Source organism: Rhizobium sp. CBN3 (genome assembly GCF_030518245.1).
GTDB lineage: Bacteria > Pseudomonadota > Alphaproteobacteria > Rhizobiales > Rhizobiaceae > Rhizobium > Rhizobium aethiopicum_A.
Genome location: NZ_JAULSE010000007.1, coordinates 91,888 through 106,664 on the forward strand (window position 1 = coordinate 91,888; position 14,777 = coordinate 106,664).

Annotated in this window: 14 protein-coding genes; 7 read left to right on the plus strand and 7 right to left on the minus strand. The window is 62.5% G+C overall.

The genetic code is table 11. The features are described 5' to 3' along the window. Positions 1-106: 106 nt before the first annotated feature. Complete coding sequence (locus QWJ46_RS13045; protein ID WP_011425675.1) at positions 107-880, minus strand: transporter substrate-binding domain-containing protein; 774 nt, start codon at positions 878-880, stop codon at positions 107-109. Between the two features lie 330 nt (positions 881-1,210). Here QWJ46_RS13045 and QWJ46_RS13050 point away from each other — a divergent pair, with 330 nt between their 5' ends. After that, complete coding sequence (locus QWJ46_RS13050) at positions 1,211-3,421, plus strand: OmpA family protein (RefSeq protein WP_302751491.1); 2,211 nt, start codon at positions 1,211-1,213, stop codon at positions 3,419-3,421. 89 nt (positions 3,422-3,510) lie between these two features. Here the strand turns inward: QWJ46_RS13050 and QWJ46_RS13055 are convergent, their stop codons facing one another. Next, positions 3,511-4,269: an alpha/beta hydrolase gene (locus QWJ46_RS13055; RefSeq protein WP_302751492.1), complete on the minus strand. Its 759-nt coding sequence runs from the start codon at positions 4,267-4,269 to the stop codon at positions 3,511-3,513. Between the two features lie 53 nt (positions 4,270-4,322). Then, a complete protein-coding gene (locus QWJ46_RS13060; RefSeq protein ID WP_302751644.1) occupies positions 4,323-6,098 on the minus strand; it encodes a cytochrome c biogenesis protein DipZ in 1,776 nt (591 codons plus the stop codon). Positions 6,099-6,456: 358 nt separating this feature from the next. Here QWJ46_RS13060 and QWJ46_RS13065 point away from each other — a divergent pair, with 358 nt between their 5' ends. From QWJ46_RS13065 to maiA, 5 genes are all read left to right on the plus strand, one after another. Then, a complete protein-coding gene (locus QWJ46_RS13065; RefSeq protein ID WP_302751493.1) occupies positions 6,457-7,509 on the plus strand; it encodes an alpha/beta fold hydrolase in 1,053 nt (350 codons plus the stop codon). Between the two features lie 114 nt (positions 7,510-7,623). Continuing rightward, positions 7,624-8,364: a response regulator gene (locus QWJ46_RS13070; RefSeq protein WP_184459688.1), complete on the plus strand. Its 741-nt coding sequence runs from the start codon at positions 7,624-7,626 to the stop codon at positions 8,362-8,364. Continuing rightward, positions 8,361-9,683, plus strand: a complete 1,323-nt coding sequence (locus tag QWJ46_RS13075) for an ATP-binding protein (RefSeq protein ID WP_302751494.1) — start codon at positions 8,361-8,363, stop codon at positions 9,681-9,683. The genes QWJ46_RS13070 and QWJ46_RS13075 overlap by 4 nt, the downstream gene beginning before the upstream one ends. Positions 9,684-9,853: 170 nt before the next feature. Beyond that, positions 9,854-10,270, plus strand: a complete 417-nt coding sequence (locus tag QWJ46_RS13080; protein WP_302751495.1) for an organic hydroperoxide resistance protein — start codon at positions 9,854-9,856, stop codon at positions 10,268-10,270. A 232-nt stretch (positions 10,271-10,502) separates the two neighbouring features. Then, positions 10,503-11,138: a maleylacetoacetate isomerase gene (gene maiA / locus QWJ46_RS13085; protein WP_184459691.1), complete on the plus strand. Its 636-nt coding sequence runs from the start codon at positions 10,503-10,505 to the stop codon at positions 11,136-11,138. Between the two features lie 46 nt (positions 11,139-11,184). Here the strand turns inward: maiA and QWJ46_RS13090 are convergent, their stop codons facing one another. Beyond that, positions 11,185-12,174, minus strand: a complete 990-nt coding sequence (locus QWJ46_RS13090; RefSeq protein ID WP_184459692.1) for an aldo/keto reductase — start codon at positions 12,172-12,174, stop codon at positions 11,185-11,187. A gap of 13 nt (positions 12,175-12,187) precedes the next feature. Then, complete coding sequence (locus QWJ46_RS13095) at positions 12,188-12,583, minus strand: cupin domain-containing protein (protein ID WP_302751496.1); 396 nt, start codon at positions 12,581-12,583, stop codon at positions 12,188-12,190. Positions 12,584-12,708: 125 nt separating this feature from the next. Here QWJ46_RS13095 and QWJ46_RS13100 point away from each other — a divergent pair, with 125 nt between their 5' ends. Next, a complete protein-coding gene (locus tag QWJ46_RS13100) occupies positions 12,709-13,602 on the plus strand; it encodes a LysR family transcriptional regulator (RefSeq protein ID WP_302751497.1) in 894 nt (297 codons plus the stop codon). Between the two features lie 29 nt (positions 13,603-13,631). On the opposite strand, the gene mobB is transcribed toward QWJ46_RS13100, so the two are convergent. After that, positions 13,632-14,150, minus strand: a complete 519-nt coding sequence (gene mobB, locus QWJ46_RS13105) for a molybdopterin-guanine dinucleotide biosynthesis protein B (RefSeq protein WP_184459695.1) — start codon at positions 14,148-14,150, stop codon at positions 13,632-13,634. Beyond that, a complete protein-coding gene (mobA, locus tag QWJ46_RS13110) occupies positions 14,147-14,776 on the minus strand; it encodes a molybdenum cofactor guanylyltransferase MobA (protein ID WP_302751645.1) in 630 nt (209 codons plus the stop codon). The genes mobB and mobA overlap by 4 nt, the downstream gene beginning before the upstream one ends. Between the last annotated feature and the right edge of the window lies 1 nt (position 14,777).

A 14,777-nucleotide genomic window follows, 5' to 3' on the forward strand; every position in this document is an offset into this window, starting at 1 on the left:
TTCCCCTCACGGCTTTTGCCGTTTTGATCTTGCCACCTTTGTCAAACAAAAATGGCGGAAGAGCAAGCCTTCCGCCATTCGCTTGATCGGCCAGATACCGAATTTCTTATTCGCCGTAAACGTCGAAATCGAAGTACTTGTCCTGGATCTTCTTGTACTCACCGCTGGCGCGGATCGCAGCGATCGCGGTGTTGAGCTTCTCCTTCAGCGGATCGCCCTTGCGGATGGCGATGCCTGCGCCGTTGCCGTTGATTTCCTTGTCGACCGGCAGGGTCGTCAGGATCTTGCAGCAGGCGCCGGCATCGGACTTGACCCATTCTGAGAGCACGACAACGTCGTCGATGACGGCGTCGACACGGCCGCTGGAAACGTCGAGCTTGTATTCGTCAGCCGTCGGATAGAGCTTCAGCTCGGTGTCGGCGAGGTGCTTCTCGGCGTAGTTGGCATGCGTCGTGGAGGTCTGTGCGCCGATCACCTTGCCCTTGAGGCCGGCAACGTCAGTGATCTTCGAATCCTTCGGTACGGCGATGGCCGGAGGGGTGTTGTAGTACTTGTTGGAGAAGTCGACGAGCTTCAGGCGCTCCGGCGTGATCGACATGGAGGAGACGATCATGTCGAACTTCTTGGCGTTCAGAGCCGGGATGATGCCGTCCCAATCGGTGCTGACGAAGGAGCATTCGGCCTTCATCTCGGCACAGAGCGCCTTGGCGATATCGATGTCGAAGCCCTGGATGGTGCCGCTGGCGTCGACGAATTCGAAGGGCGGATAGGTCGAATCGGTGCCGATCACGTATTTCTCGCCATCGGCCATGGCCGAACCGGCAAAGAGCGACATTGCCGCGATCGAGGCTGCCGCGAAGATACGGGTGGAGATATGCATGAGGATCCTCTCTGTTGGTAGCCATCGCGCTTTTTTCTCTTGGGCTGACGGCTGCTGTTCAACGGTGACGGGCACCGCCTTGCGGCGATAATCAGACTTTTTTTCACGGAAATGCAACTGAAATTCCCACCAATTGTGCGGTGCAAATAACAGATGAGATGAACGAAAGCAGACTGCAACATTCACCGGAGGTTAATCCGCTGATTCCTAGAAACGGAACAAATCGGCGGTTTGGCGCTTTGCCAATTCGCCGTTTCGCCTCATTGCGAAACTAGGGCGAACCGAGGCCTGTCGGCCTTCAGGAAGCTCAAACAGGATCGAGGAAACCCGATGGGCAAGAAATCAAGATTGTTTGCAAGCGCAGCTTTCCCGCTGCTTTCTCTCTCGTTGGCGCTGCAGCCGGCATCGGCAGTGGCGGCCGCACGCGGCGCTACGACCGAGGCTGCGGCCGTGCGGCAGATCGAACAGGGCAGCTTCGAAGTGGCGCAGGACGCGCCCTCCGAAGAGGAACTCTTGAAGAAGAAGCGCAAGCAGAAGGGGGAAACGCCGGCCGAACAGGCGCCTGCCGCTGAGCAGCCGAAGGAGGCGCCTGCCGAGAAGCCGAAGGCCGAGCGCAAGGAGGCGCCTGCGCCCGAACCCAAGGCAGAGCCGGAACCGCCGAAGGCCGAAGCGCCGAAGGAGGAGCCCGCGCCGAAGGCCGAGAGCAAGCCGGAGCGGAAAGCCAAGCAGGCAGCCCAGCCGCAGGCCGAGCCGCAACAGGAAGAACAGCAGCCGGTAACGCAGGAAAAGCCGAGAAAGCCGAAAAAGCAGCAGACTGAGCAAGCCGAACCAGAAGCTCAGCCGGCGCCTGAACAGCAGCCGGCCGCAAAGCAAGTACAGCCGGAGACCGAACAGGCCCAGCCCGAGGTCAAGCCGGAAGGTGGCAAGAAGGGTCAGGACAAGGCCCAGAGCCGAGATAAGGGCAAGGCTAAGACCGAGACCGCCGCTCCCGAGGCGGTGACGCCCACCGAGGAACAGGCCAAGCCCGCAGTTGAGCCGGAGGCAAAACCCGCTGCCGAAGCGCCTGCCAAGAAGCCGAAGAAGGGCGAGGCTGCAGCACCGGCGGTGAAGCCGGCCGAAGACAAGGCGGCCGCTCCTGAAGCTGCGCCCGCCGAAGCGCCGACGGAGGGCACAGCTGCAAAGCCTGCCTCCAAACAGCCCGCCGGTGAGCAACCCGTCGCCAAACAGCCCGCCGGCGAACAGCCGGCCGCCAAACAGCCCGCTGGCGAACAGCCCGCTGCGCCCGCCACCGACACGGCCCAGCCGGCGCCGGGTACCAGCGGCGGCCAGCATGTGGAGCAGGCTCTTCCTGCGCCGGAAAAGGTTTCCCCCGAGGAGTTGCAGCGCCGCAAGGCGATTGCCGCCGACCCGGCCAAGAGCAACGAAACCGTCGTGCTGCCGGTCGAGAATGGTGCGGCCGTGCTCGACAGCGACAAGGATGCCGATCGCAGCAAGGGCCGCGAAAGCCGCCGTGACCGCGACAAGCTGCGGGCCGAGAGCCAGGAGGTGAAGGTGCCGACCTCGGATGCCGATGCGCAGGCCGCTGCTGCGGCGGCTGCCCCAGCGATAAAGCTCGAGGCAGTGACTAGCGAGAAGGGCACGAGGCTCGACACGCGGCCGCAATTTGCCCGTCCCGAGGGAGCGCGCATCGAGGATCAAACGGACGATAACCGCGTGATCATCCAGTACAACAATCAGGTGATCGTGCGTAGCGACGACGACAGACGGTTCCTGCGCGACGGTGAGCAGCCGATCTATGAAGAGCTCCCGGATAATCGCTATCGCGAGATCATCACCCGGCCGGAAGGCTATCGGATCGTCACCATCCGCAACCGCTACGGCGACATCATCCAGCGGTCGCGCGTCGATGCCCGCGGGCGCGAATACGTGCTCTACTACTCACCTGATCTCTATGAGGATCCTGATCGCGGCTATTTCGATGACCCGGGCGCTGATCTGCCGCCGATGCGGCTGCGTGTCCCGCTTAATGACTATATCATCGACACCAGCAGCGATCCTGACCGGGACTATTACGAATTCCTCAGCGAGCCCCCAGTCGAGCAGGTGGAGCGTGTCTATTCGCTTGACGAGGTGAGATATTCCGCCCGTATTCGCGATAAGGTACGCCGTATCGACCTCGATACGATCACCTTCGCGACCGGAAGCGCCGAGATCCCGATGACCCAGGCGCGCACGTTGCGCAAGGTCGCCGACGCGATCAGCCAGGTGCTGAAGAAAGATCCGAGCGAGACCTTCCTGATCGAGGGCCATACGGACGCTGTCGGTTCCGACCAGAGCAACCTGGTCCTCTCCGACCAGCGGGCGGAATCGGTCGCGAATGTGCTCTCCGACGTCTATGGCATTCCGCCGGAAAACATGGCGACGCAGGGCTACGGCGAACGTTACTTGAAGGTCAACACGTCAGGCCCCGAGCAGGAAAACCGCCGCGTCACCATCCGTCGCGTCACTCCGCTGGTGCGTCCGGTCGCCTCCAACCAGTAGCTGATCCGCCCCTCCCTGGCGTCAGGGAGGGGCGCTGACCTCCCCTTCTCCCGCCGGGAGAAGGGGAGGTGGCCTTGTCTTACCCCTCTCTATCGGCCGGCTTTCGTAGCCGCCTTTTCGATGACGTCGGCGACTTTTTCCGGCTGGGATGCGAAGACGGCGTGGCTGCCCTTGATCTCGGTCACGTCGCTGCCGGCTCGTTTGGCCATGTCACGCTCCAACTCGGGATTGATGGAGCGATCCTCGGTGGCGACGATCGACCAGCTCGGCTTCGTCCGCCATGCCGGCTCTCCGATCTTGGCTGAAAAGGCCTGCTTGGCGGCGAAGACCTGCGATCTTGCCAGGAAATCGGCTTCGGCCTTCGGCAGGTCGGCCGCGAAAGCCACGGCGAAGGCGCCAGGGTCGAGATAGAGATATTTGCCGTCCTTCGTTTCCTTGATGTCCATGCTGCCGGCCGGCTTCGAGCTGGCGAGGCTCAGCAAGCTTTCCCCTTTGTCAGGCTGGAAGGCGGCGACATAGACGAGGCCCGCAACGCCTGGATTGTTGCCGGCTTCGGTGATGACCATGCCTCCATAGCTATGGCCGACGAGCAGCGTCGGTCCTTCCTGGAGGTCGAGAATCCGCTTCGTCGCTGCCACATCGTCATCGAGCGAGGTGAGAGGCTCCTGGACGATGGTGACGTTGAAGCCGCGCTTTTCGAGGATCTCGGTCGCTTTTCGCCATCCCGAGCCATCGGCCAGGGCGCCGTGGACGATCACGATGTTCTTGACCTCGGCAGCCTCGGCCGCAAATGCGATTCCGGCGGCGGCAAATGCAAGGCTTGCGATGAAAGTCAGATGCTTGTTCATGGGGTCACTCCTTGTGGTGATGTTGAAGGGCGGGATATGAAATGGTTCTGGGTTCAGCCGAAGGTGAAGGCGTAGGCCTGGACGCCCGGATCGAGGAAGCGGATTTCGAAGGTGCGGGCGGCGACGGTGCCGGACTGGCGAACGAGCTGGTAAAGCCTCGTTGCGGTGACCGTGCCGTTGCCGTCGGCATCGATGTCGGAGCCATGATCGGCTCCGGGCGCCTTGCCATCGAGCCTCACCTGGAAACGGACCGGTTTGGCGCCGGCACCGGGTCCGAGCACGAGATGCAGATCGCGGGCGCTGAAACGGTAGGCGATGCCGCCGCCTGCCTCATCGAGCGTTGCCTCATCCTTACCAATGGTCCAGGTGCCGGACAGGCCCCATGCGTTGATGCCGGGCTCCGCGATCGAATAGTTCTGCGGCGTATCGGCCTGCAGCCCTTCAGGCGAGACGAAATTTTCGGCCTGTGCGTAGCCGATGTAGGTCTCGCCGGAGCGGATATTGGCGAGGTCGGGGCCTGCTTCCACGCCCTTGGCATTAGGCGCGACCGGTGCCGTTTCCGCCATCTGGCTGCCGGCTTCACGCAGTAGATCCTGGATGGCTTTTTCGGTCGTGCCGTAATTGCCTTCGCCGAAATGGTGATAGCGGATCTGACCTTTGGCATCGATCAGATAGGCGGCAGGCCAGTAGCTGTTTTCAAAGGCGCGCCAGATTTTGTAGTCATTGTCGATCGCAACCGGGTAGCCGATCCGAAAGTCGCCGACGGCCTTCTTGACGTTGTCGATCTTCTTCTCAAAGGCAAATTCCGGGGCGTGTACGCCGATGACGACCAGGCCCTGATTCGCATATTTTTCCGCCCAGGCCCTGACATAGGGAATGGTGCGAATGCAGTTGATGCAGGAATAGGTCCAGAAGTCGACGAGCACCACCTTGCCCCGCAGTTGCTCCTTGGTCAGAGGCTTCGAGTTCAGCCATTCGACCGCGCCGTCGAACGAAGGCGCATAAGCTTCGACGGGCAGATCACTGCGGAAAGGTTTGCTTCCATCGGCAGCGGGAATGATCGTGTCGCTGCTCGCCGCTCCGGAGGGCGTGCCGCCGACCGGCTTGGCATGCAGCCTGTCCAGCACGGCCTGCTCCAGCGAGGCGGTGCTGGCATAGGAAAGGCGCGCCAGCAGGCTGGTGTCGAGACCGAGCGCGATCACCGCCACACCCGCCAGCACGGCAGTACCGACAGCCTGGCGGATTCGATCGCCAAGGCCGAGCGAGCGCTTCATCGCGGCGAAGATCTTACCGCCGACAAGCAAGGCGACGGCAAGCGAGGTCGCAGCACCGGCGGCATAGGCGATCAAGAGGGCTGTTGTCTGCAGGTTGGCGCCCTGCAATGCCGCGCCGGTCAGCACGAGTCCGAGAATTGGTCCGGCGCAGGGCGCCCAGAGCAGGCCGGTGGCGACGCCAAGAATGAGCGCGCTCCTGACCGTCGGCGCGGTGCGTCCGGCACCGCTGGCGTTCAGAAGATTGTTGCCGAGATCGACGATCGGGCGGGCAAGCGTGCTTGCGAAGCGCGGCGAAAGCAGGCTCGCTCCGAAGAGCGCGAGAAGGACGATCGCGGCGAGACGGCCATATTCATTGGCACGGATCGCCCAACTGCCGCCGACTGCGGCAAGCGTGGCGACCAGCGCGAAAGTGGCGGCCATGCCCGCCAGCATCGGCAGCGTGCTCTTGACGAAAGGCTGGCCGGCTCGGGCGAAGACGAAGGGGAGGATAGGGAGGATGCAAGGGCTGAGAATGGTCAGCACGCCTCCGAGATAGGCAATGATCAGAAGTGTCATCATCGTTTCCTTTGAAACCGATTGATCGGGCTCTGGACGGCGATGGGCCTGAACCAGCAACGGCTGGAAGCTAGCCGGGCGGAGGTATCTCCGATGTGTCTGGTTTGACGGGAAAATGTACCGAACTATTGCGCTGGAGTGCCCGCGATACAAAAGAATACAAACTGCCTTATCGCCGAGGCGGCGGTGAAAACGGCGATAGGCCCGCCGGATGCCCTGCCGAGGCGGCGCTTTTGTATCAGAATGTATCTCGGCAGGCGGAGATTACACTCGCATTCAAAAACCGCAGCCTGTGACATATGGGCGATACAAGCCGAACGTCATCTGAGCGCCGTGATCCATTCGACAGGAGAGACCGATGTCAGAGCAAATCAACTATCACCGCCGCCGTTTCTTCGGCATGACGGCAATCGCGCTTGCAGCCGTCGAATTCGGCGTGGCCGGAGCGGCCGCAGCCCAACAGCCGCAGTCTTCCAGCGCAGAGCTGCCTGACGTAAAGGCCGGGACCAATACGTCGTTCGAAGCGCTGAAGCAGATCAAGACCGATGTGCTCGATATCGGTTATGCCGAGGCCGGGAAGGCCGATGGCCCTGTCGTGCTGCTGCTGCACGGGTGGCCTTATGACATCTACAGCTTCGTCGACGTAGCGCCGCTGCTTGGCTCCGCCGGCTACAGAGTGATCGTGCCTTATCTGCGTGGCTACGGCACGACCCGCTTCCTCGACGACAAGACACCGCGCAACGGCCAGCCTTCGGCGCTTGCCGTCGATATGATCGCCCTGCTCGATGCGCTCAAGATCGAAAAGGCTGTCGTTGCCGGTTACGACTGGGGCGGGCGGACGGCCAACATCATGGCTGCGCTGTGGCCCGAGCGCTGCAAGGCGATGGTCTCTGTCAGCGGTTACCTGATCGGCAGCCAGGAGGCCAACAAGAAGCCGCTGCCGCCCAAGGCTGAGCTTGCCTGGTGGTATCAGTTCTACTTCGCCACCGAACGCGGCCGCCTGGGCTATCAGAGCAACACTCACGATTTCGCAAAGCTCATCTGGCAGACTGCATCACCGAAGTGGAATTTCGACGATGCGACTTTCGACAGATCGGCTGCCGCCTTCGACAATCCCGACCATGTGGAGATCGTCGTCCACAATTATCGCTGGCGCCTGGGACTTGTCGACGGCGAGGCGAAGTATGATGCCTATGAGAAGAAGCTTGCCGGCCTGCCGATGATCTCGGTGCCGACGATCACCATGGAAGGCGACGCAAACGGTGCGCCGCATCCCGAGCCTTCCGCCTATGCCGGAAAATTTTCCGGCAGGTACGAGCATCGCACGATCGGCGGCGGCATCGGCCACAACCTGCCGCAGGAGGCGCCGCAGGCTTTCGCCCAGGCGGTCATCGACGTCGATCGCTTCTGATCGGCAGCAGAGGCTCGTTGCTCGAACGGGCGGAATATGCGTAGGTCGCGTCTGGCGCTTCGACATGGTGAACGAGGCGGTGGGCGCGGCCGCAATCGTTGAGGAATGGGCAATATGGATCATGTCGACCACATCCTGATCGTCGACGACGATCGTGAAATCCGCGAGCTGGTCTCAGGCTATCTGCAGAAGAATGGCCTCAGGACCAGCATTGCCGCCGACGGGCGCCAGATGCGCAGCTTTCTGGAAGCGAATTCCGTCGACTTGATCGTGCTCGACATCATGATGCCGGGCGACGATGGGTTGGTGCTCTGCCGAGAATTGCGGTCCGGCCGGCACAAGGCGATCCCGATCCTGATGCTGACGGCCCGCACCGACGAGATGGACCGGATCCTCGGGCTGGAGATGGGCGCCGACGACTATCTGGCGAAGCCCTTTGCCGCGCGCGAGCTTCTTGCCCGTATCAAGGCGGTGCTGCGGCGCACGCGCATGCTGCCGCCCAACCTGCAGATCAGCGAGGCGGGGCAATTGCTGACCTTCGGCGACTGGAGGCTCGATACCGTCGCCCGTCACCTGCTCGACAAGGATGGGACCGCGATTGCGCTGAGCGGCGCCGAATATCGCCTGCTTCGTGTCTTCATCGACCATCCGCAGCGCGTGCTCAACCGCGACCAGCTTTTGAGCCTGACGCAGGGCCGTGACGCCGAACTCTTCGATCGCTCGATCGATCTTCTCGTCAGCCGCCTGCGGCAGCGTCTCGGGGACGATGCGCGCGAGCCGACCTATATCAAGACGGTGCGCAGCGAAGGTTATGTCTTCTCGGTTCCGGTCGAAATTTCGGAGCCGCGCCAATGAGAGCCGATATCCCCATCCTGTTGGGCCTGATGTGGCCGAGAACGCTCAGATCGCGGATCTTTGTCATTCTTTTGATCGGCCTGGCCTTCGCCTACGGTCTCTCCTTCAGCGTTCTCTACATGGAGCGCTACATGTCGGCCAAGGCGGTGATGCTCGGCACGCTGGAGAATGACGTTGCGACATCGATCGCCGTTCTCGACCGGCTTCCGGCAAGTGAGCGCGGCGACCTTCTGGACTGGCTGAGCCGCGGCAACTACCGCTTCGAACTCGGGCCCGGCCTGGCCGGTGTGTCCGACAGCTCCAGCAAGGCGAGGGAGATCGCAGGAAAGATAGAGGCGGCCGCCGGACATCGCTTTCCCATCCGCATCGAACGGATTCCGGGTGAGGTGAACCGGCTGCAGGCGCATCTGACGCTGAGCGACGGAACGCCTCTGACGATCGATGTCACGCCGAGAGGCGTCATGCCGATCGCCGCATGGCTGCCCTATGTCTTCGCCGTCCAGATGCTGCTCCTCATCCTCTGCACCTGGTTTGCCGTCCGCCAGGCGATCCGGCCGCTCGGCGAACTCGCTGCTGCCGCCGATGCACTCGATCCTGATAAGGACGGTCAGGCTTTGAGTGAGGCCGGGCCGAGCGAGGTGGCGCATGCGGCAAGAGCATTCAATGCGATGCGAGAGAGGATCGCCCACTATCTCGAGGAACGGGTGCAGATATTGGCGGCGATCTCGCACGATCTTCAGACGCCGATCACCCGCATGCGGCTGCGCGCCGACATGGCGGAGGAGTCACCCGAGAAGGACAAGCTGGTGCATGATCTCTCCGAGATCCAGCGTCTCGTCCAGGACGGCATCGCCTATGCGCGCAGCGCCCACGGCAGCGGAGAGAAGAATGCTCGCATCGACCTCGCTTCTTTCATCGACAGCATAGCCTACGACTACCAGGACACCGGAAAGGCCGTCACGGTCGTCGGGCTGGTTGAAGGCGCAGCCTTCACCAGGCCGCACGCTCTTCGCCGTATCCTGTCGAATTTCATCGACAATGCCTTGAAGCTTGCCGGCGCCGCCGAGATCAGCGTCGAGCGCGGCGCTGACAACGCCGTCGTCATCAGCGTCATGGATCGCGGGCCCGGCATTCCGGATGATATGCTCCAAGCCGCGATGCAGCCCTTCTTCCGGCTCGAGCAATCCCGCAACCGGGAGACGGGGGGCACAGGTCTCGGGCTGGCAATTGCCCAGCAGCTGACGGCGAAGATCGGCGGATCTCTGAAGCTCTACAATCGCTCCGGCGGCGGACTGGTGGCTGAAGTCACTATTCGGTGACGTGAGAATGTTTTGTACGGGAAAATGTCCTGGACGCCGCATGCTACATTTTGTGACACTTCGGCCGTTTCCGGAAACATGCCGGATATATCGGTCCGTCAAACCACACTCCGTCAACCCGGCCGCAGCAGCGGCCAGTCGCATGAGGCGACGCAACAAGGAGTGTTTCCATGACCAAGATCGACAAGGTCCTCTATACCGGCAAGACCCGCACCACCGGCGGGCGCGATGGCGCCTCGCAGAGCGATGACGGAGAGCTGGACATCAAGCTCTCGCCTCCCGGCAGCTCCCGCGCCGGCACCAATCCCGAACAGCTTTTCGCAGCCGGCTGGTCGGCCTGCTTCATCGGCGCGATCGGCATTGCCGCCGGCAAGTTGAAGGTCAAGGTGCCGGCAGAGACCGCCGTGAATGCCGAGGTCGATCTCGGCACGACCGATGGCGATTATTTCCTGCAGGCCCGTCTCAAGGTCAGCCTGCCTGGTATTGAAGCGGATGTCGCAAAGGCGCTCGTCGATGGGGCGCACCGGACCTGCCCCTATTCGAAGGCGACACGCGGCAATATCCAGGTCGAATTGAGCATTGCCTGACTGGCAGGAGCCGAAAGCAAAAAGAGGCGAGGCCGGTCGGGGCCTCGCCGACGGAGGATTAAATGAGATTGATGATCATCTGCGTCCTGGGAGCGGCAGTGTTTGCCGCGCCCTGCATCTACGACATTCGCTCGCAGGAACCTTCGCCGCTTGCAGGCCTCGTGAAAGCGGCATCGGCAACTTCTGCGGCGCAAGGGCGGCTACTCATCCGAGACCATCAGGAAGAAAGACAATGAAGCTCTATCAGAACGAGATCTCATCGGCGACGTCGCGGGTCAGGATCGCGCTCGCCCTGAAGGGGCTGACGGCCGAGGCGCTGCCGGTCACCATTCTTGGCGAGGAGGCCGAGAGCCGGCAGGCCGGATATCGCAGCGTCAACCCGCAAGGGCTGGTACCGGCCTTGCTGACCGATAGCGGCGTGCTCATCACCCAGTCGCTGGCGATCGTCGAATATCTCGACGAAATCAAGCCTGAGCCGCCGCTGTTGCCTCAAACGGCGGAAGGCAGGGCGCTGGCCCGCTCGATCGCGCTTGCCATCGCAGCCGAGATCCATGCGCTGCTGCCGCCGCGGATCGGCCTGCATCTCAAAAGCACTTTCAACGCCGATGCCGATGCGGTCGCCGCGTGGAGCCGTCATTGGGTCGGTGAGGGAATGGCGGCCGTGGAGAGGATGATTGCCGGCCGCCGGCAAGGCGCCTTCGCAGTCGGCGACCGGCCAAGCATTGCCGATATCTTCCTTTTTCCGCAAGCGGTCAGCGCCCGGCGCATGGGCTTCGATCTCGTCCGGTGGCCGAATATCGCGGCGATTGTCGCCAAGCTGGAGGCGATCCCGGCTTTCCACGAGAACGCCCCGGCGCCCCGACGGTGATGCGGTCAATGAAGAAGCGGCCGTCAAGAGGTGGCCGCTTCTCTTCTCAGCGGTTGACCCTTGCCTGCAGATGCGCGGGATACCGGTCGCCTTCCACCTTAATGGTGGCGAGTGCGCTTTCGATATTAGCGAGATCCTCGGCCGTCAACTCGACCTCGGCGGCCCGGATGTTCTCCTCCAGGCGATGCAGCTTGGTGGTGCCGGGGATCGGCACGATCCAAGGCTTTTGCGCCAGCAGCCAAGCCAGGGCGACCTGGGCCGAGGTGGCCTTCTTGTGCGCGGCGATCTCTGCCAGGAGATCGACGAACGCCTGGTTGGCCTTTCGCGCTTCCTGAGAAAAGCGCGGCACGATGTTGCGGAAGTCCTTGCTGTCGAAGGTGGTGGTTTCGCTGATCGCGCCGGTGAGGAAGCCCTTGCCGAGCGGGCTGAACGGCACGAAACCGATACCGAGCTCTTCGAGCGTCGGCAGGATTTCCTGCTCCGGCTCACGCCACCACAGCGAATATTCGCTCTGCAGCGCCGTCACCGGCTGGACGGCATGGGCACGGCGGATCGTCTGCACGCCCGCTTCCGAGAGACCGAAATGCTTCACCTTACCCTCTGAAATCAATGCCTTGACCGTGCCTGCAACATCTTCGATCGGAACATCCGGATCGACGCGATGCTGGTAGAACAGATCGATGACATCGGTCTTCAAGCGCCTCAGCGCTTGGTCGGCAACCGCGCGGATCTGCTCCGGCCGGCTGTTCATGCCGCTCTGGCCGCCATTGGCATCGAAGTTGAAGCCGAATTTGGTGGCGACCACCACCTGGTCGCGGAAGGGAGCGAGCGCCTCTCCCAAAAGCTCTTCGTTCTTATAGGGTCCATAGGCCTCGGCAGTGTCGAAGAAGGTCACGCCGCGCTCGAACGCCTGTCGGATCAGCGCGATCGCGTCGCGCGTGTCGGTCGCAGGGCCGTAGCCGTAGCTCAGTCCCATGCAGCCGAGACCGATGGCCGAGACCCCAAGTCCGCTCTTTCCCAGTTCACGAGTCTGCATGGTCGTTTTCTTTCTAAGCCTGATATTGCGCGTCGGTGACAGGTTCCATCCAGTCGACGACCTTGCCGTCGAGGTGTTCCTGGACGGCGATATGGGTCATCGCCGTCGTCGGCGCTGCGCCATGCCAGTGGCGCTCCCCCGGTGCGAAGCGGATGACGTCGCCGGGGCGGATTTCCTCGACGGGGCCGCCTTCGCGTTGGACGCGGCCGCAGCCCGATGTGACGACCAGCGTCTGGCCGAGCGGGTGCGTGTGCCAGACGGTGCGGGCGCCAGGCTCGAAAGTGACACTGGCGCCGGCGGCGCGGGCGGGGTCGATCGCCGCAAACAAAGGATCGATGCGCACGTTGCCCGCAAACCACTCGACAGGTCCCTTGGCCGAAGGCTGCGAGCCATTTCGCTTGATGTCCATCTTGTCTTCCTTCCCTTATCGGAATGACGCCGTCCGGCGAACTTGCTGTGACAGGATAGTTAGCGCGTGCGCTTGGTTTCGATTAGATGGTATAAACGACAAGAACCCATGAGGAATTTTCATAAATGTCGCGCCCTGCCGTCAACGATCTTATCGCTTTCCTCGCCGTTGCCCGGGCGCAAAGCTTCACCAAAGCCGCGGGCAAGCTGGGTGTTTCACAATCAGCGCTCAGCCACACCATTCGCGGGCTTGAGGAGCGGCTGGGTTTGAGATTGCTGACACGGACGACGCGTAGCGTCTCGCCGACGGAGGCCGGCGAGCGCTTGCTCCTTTCTATTGGGCCGCGGTTGGATGAGATCGAAAGCGAGCTGGCCGCATTGAGCGCTTTTCGGGACAAGCCGGCGGGCACGATCCGCATCAATGCGGGCGAACACGCAGCCGATTTCGTCCTATGGCCCGTCCTGGAAAAGCTCCTGCCGAATTATCCCGACGTCAATGTCGAGATCATTGTCGATTATGGCCTGACGGACATCGTTGCGGAACGTTACGACGCCGGCGTGCGGCTGGGGGAGCAGGTGGCGAAGGACATGATTGCCGTCCGCATCGGCCCCGACATGCGCATGGCTGTGGTCGGAACGCCTGCCTATTTCAGCCAAAGGCCGAAGCCGCTGACGCCGCAGGATCTGACCGATCATAATTGCATCAATCTGCGCCTCCCGACCTATGGCGGCGTCTATGCATGGGAGTTCGAAAAGGACGGACGTGAGCTCAAGGTTCGTGTCGATGGGCAACTGGTCTTCAATAACATAGCGCTCCGGCTGAGCGCGGTGCTGGCAGGGATGGGAGTTGCCTTTCTACCGGATGGCCTGGTCGAGACGCCTCTGGCCGAGGGGCGGCTGGTGCGCGTCCTTGAGGACTGGTGTCCGCCGTTTCCGGGCTACCATCTCTACTATCCGAGCCGCCGGCATACCTCGCCGGCATTTGCTCTTGTCATCGATGCGCTTCGCTACAGAGGATAGATCTCGTCGCTGGCCGGATCCGAGACCCTCTATCGGATCTCTTCAAGTCCGACGGTCGCTGCGATGAAATCGGCAATGGCGCCTGTGTCGTCGAGATCGAAGACGGGCAGGGACGTGTCCGTGACGGTGTGATCGGCGGCGATCGCGCAGATATGGCGATCGCTCGGCGCCAGCGGTTCGCGGTTGGCGGCTTCCAGGCGGCGAGCCTCGATCTTTGGGATCGGCTCGCGCTTGTAGCCTTCGATCAGTACGAGATCGCAGGGGGCAAGCCGCGCGAGGATTTCCTCGAACTCGGGTTCGGGGGCGCCGCGGAGCTCATGCATGATGGCGTAACGCGTGCCGGAGACGATGGTGACCTCGTGGGCGCCGGCCTGGCGGTGGCGGTAGCTGTCGGCTCCGACCTTGTCGATGTCGAAATCGTGATGCGCATGCTTGATCGTCGAGATCCGGTAGCCGCGGCGGGTGAACTCCGTCACCAGCCGGACGGCAAGCCCTGTTTTGCCCGAGTTCTTCCAGCCGGCGATGCCGAAGATTTTCGGTGCGGTCATATGCGCAGGGCCTCCAGCCAGCGTTGCGCCTCGATGAGATCATCCGGCGTGTTGATGTTGAAGAAGGGGTCGAGCAGGCTGGCGCGGGTCGGATGCAGCGGAAACGCCACTTCCGTAACGTCATGCCGCAACAGGAAGTCGCGCACGCGGCGTTTCTCGTCGGTAGCGATCCACGCTTCCAGATCGGCCGCCAGTGTCACCGGCCAGAGACCGAAGACAGGATGACTGCGGCCCTCGGAGGTGGCAACAGCGATCTGCGACGGGCGCTCCAGGGCAGCGGCCAGGCGGGCGACGAGATCGATGGGAAAGAACGGGCAATCTACAGAGACGGTGACGACATGGGTAATCGCCGGAAGGCCGGCGCCGTAGACCATGGCCGCGTGGATGCCGGCCATCGGCCCGGCCTTGCCAGGAATGCGGTCGGGAACCGCGGGCACGTCCTCGGCGACTGCGTCGGCGTTAACGGCAACTGAGATGACCTGCGGCGAGAGACGGAACAGTACATGGCGGAGCAGGCTGTCGGTTCCGAGCATCACCTCCGCCTTGTCGCGACCCATTCGTTGCGAGCGGCCGCCGGCCAGCACGACGCCTGCTATATCGGATCTGTCGAGCGGGAATTCAGTCATC

What these genes read in the sequence shown, in the direction of transcription:
- QWJ46_RS13075 (WP_302751494.1), top strand. Translation starts at nt 8,361, where the DNA reads ATGAGAGCCGATATCCCCATCCTGTTGGGCCTGATGTGGCCGAGAACG.
- QWJ46_RS13095 (WP_302751496.1), bottom strand. Translation starts at nt 12,583, where the DNA reads ATGGACATCAAGCGAAATGGCTCGCAGCCTTCGGCCAAGGGACCTGTC.
- maiA (WP_184459691.1), top strand. Translation starts at nt 10,503, where the DNA reads ATGAAGCTCTATCAGAACGAGATCTCATCGGCGACGTCGCGGGTCAGG.
- QWJ46_RS13050 (WP_302751491.1), top strand. Translation starts at nt 1,211, where the DNA reads ATGGGCAAGAAATCAAGATTGTTTGCAAGCGCAGCTTTCCCGCTGCTT.
- mobB (WP_184459695.1), bottom strand. Translation starts at nt 14,150, where the DNA reads ATGACCGCACCGAAAATCTTCGGCATCGCCGGCTGGAAGAACTCGGGC.
- QWJ46_RS13065 (WP_302751493.1), top strand. Translation starts at nt 6,457, where the DNA reads ATGTCAGAGCAAATCAACTATCACCGCCGCCGTTTCTTCGGCATGACG.
- QWJ46_RS13045 (WP_011425675.1), bottom strand. Translation starts at nt 880, where the DNA reads ATGCATATCTCCACCCGTATCTTCGCGGCAGCCTCGATCGCGGCAATG.
- QWJ46_RS13090 (WP_184459692.1), bottom strand. Translation starts at nt 12,174, where the DNA reads ATGCAGACTCGTGAACTGGGAAAGAGCGGACTTGGGGTCTCGGCCATC.
- QWJ46_RS13060 (WP_302751644.1), bottom strand. Translation starts at nt 6,098, where the DNA reads ATGACACTTCTGATCATTGCCTATCTCGGAGGCGTGCTGACCATTCTC.
- QWJ46_RS13070 (WP_184459688.1), top strand. Translation starts at nt 7,624, where the DNA reads ATGGATCATGTCGACCACATCCTGATCGTCGACGACGATCGTGAAATC.
- QWJ46_RS13100 (WP_302751497.1), top strand. Translation starts at nt 12,709, where the DNA reads ATGTCGCGCCCTGCCGTCAACGATCTTATCGCTTTCCTCGCCGTTGCC.
- QWJ46_RS13080 (WP_302751495.1), top strand. Translation starts at nt 9,854, where the DNA reads ATGACCAAGATCGACAAGGTCCTCTATACCGGCAAGACCCGCACCACC.
- QWJ46_RS13055 (WP_302751492.1), bottom strand. Translation starts at nt 4,269, where the DNA reads ATGAACAAGCATCTGACTTTCATCGCAAGCCTTGCATTTGCCGCCGCC.
- mobA (WP_302751645.1), bottom strand. Translation starts at nt 14,776, where the DNA reads ATGACTGAATTCCCGCTCGACAGATCCGATATAGCAGGCGTCGTGCTG.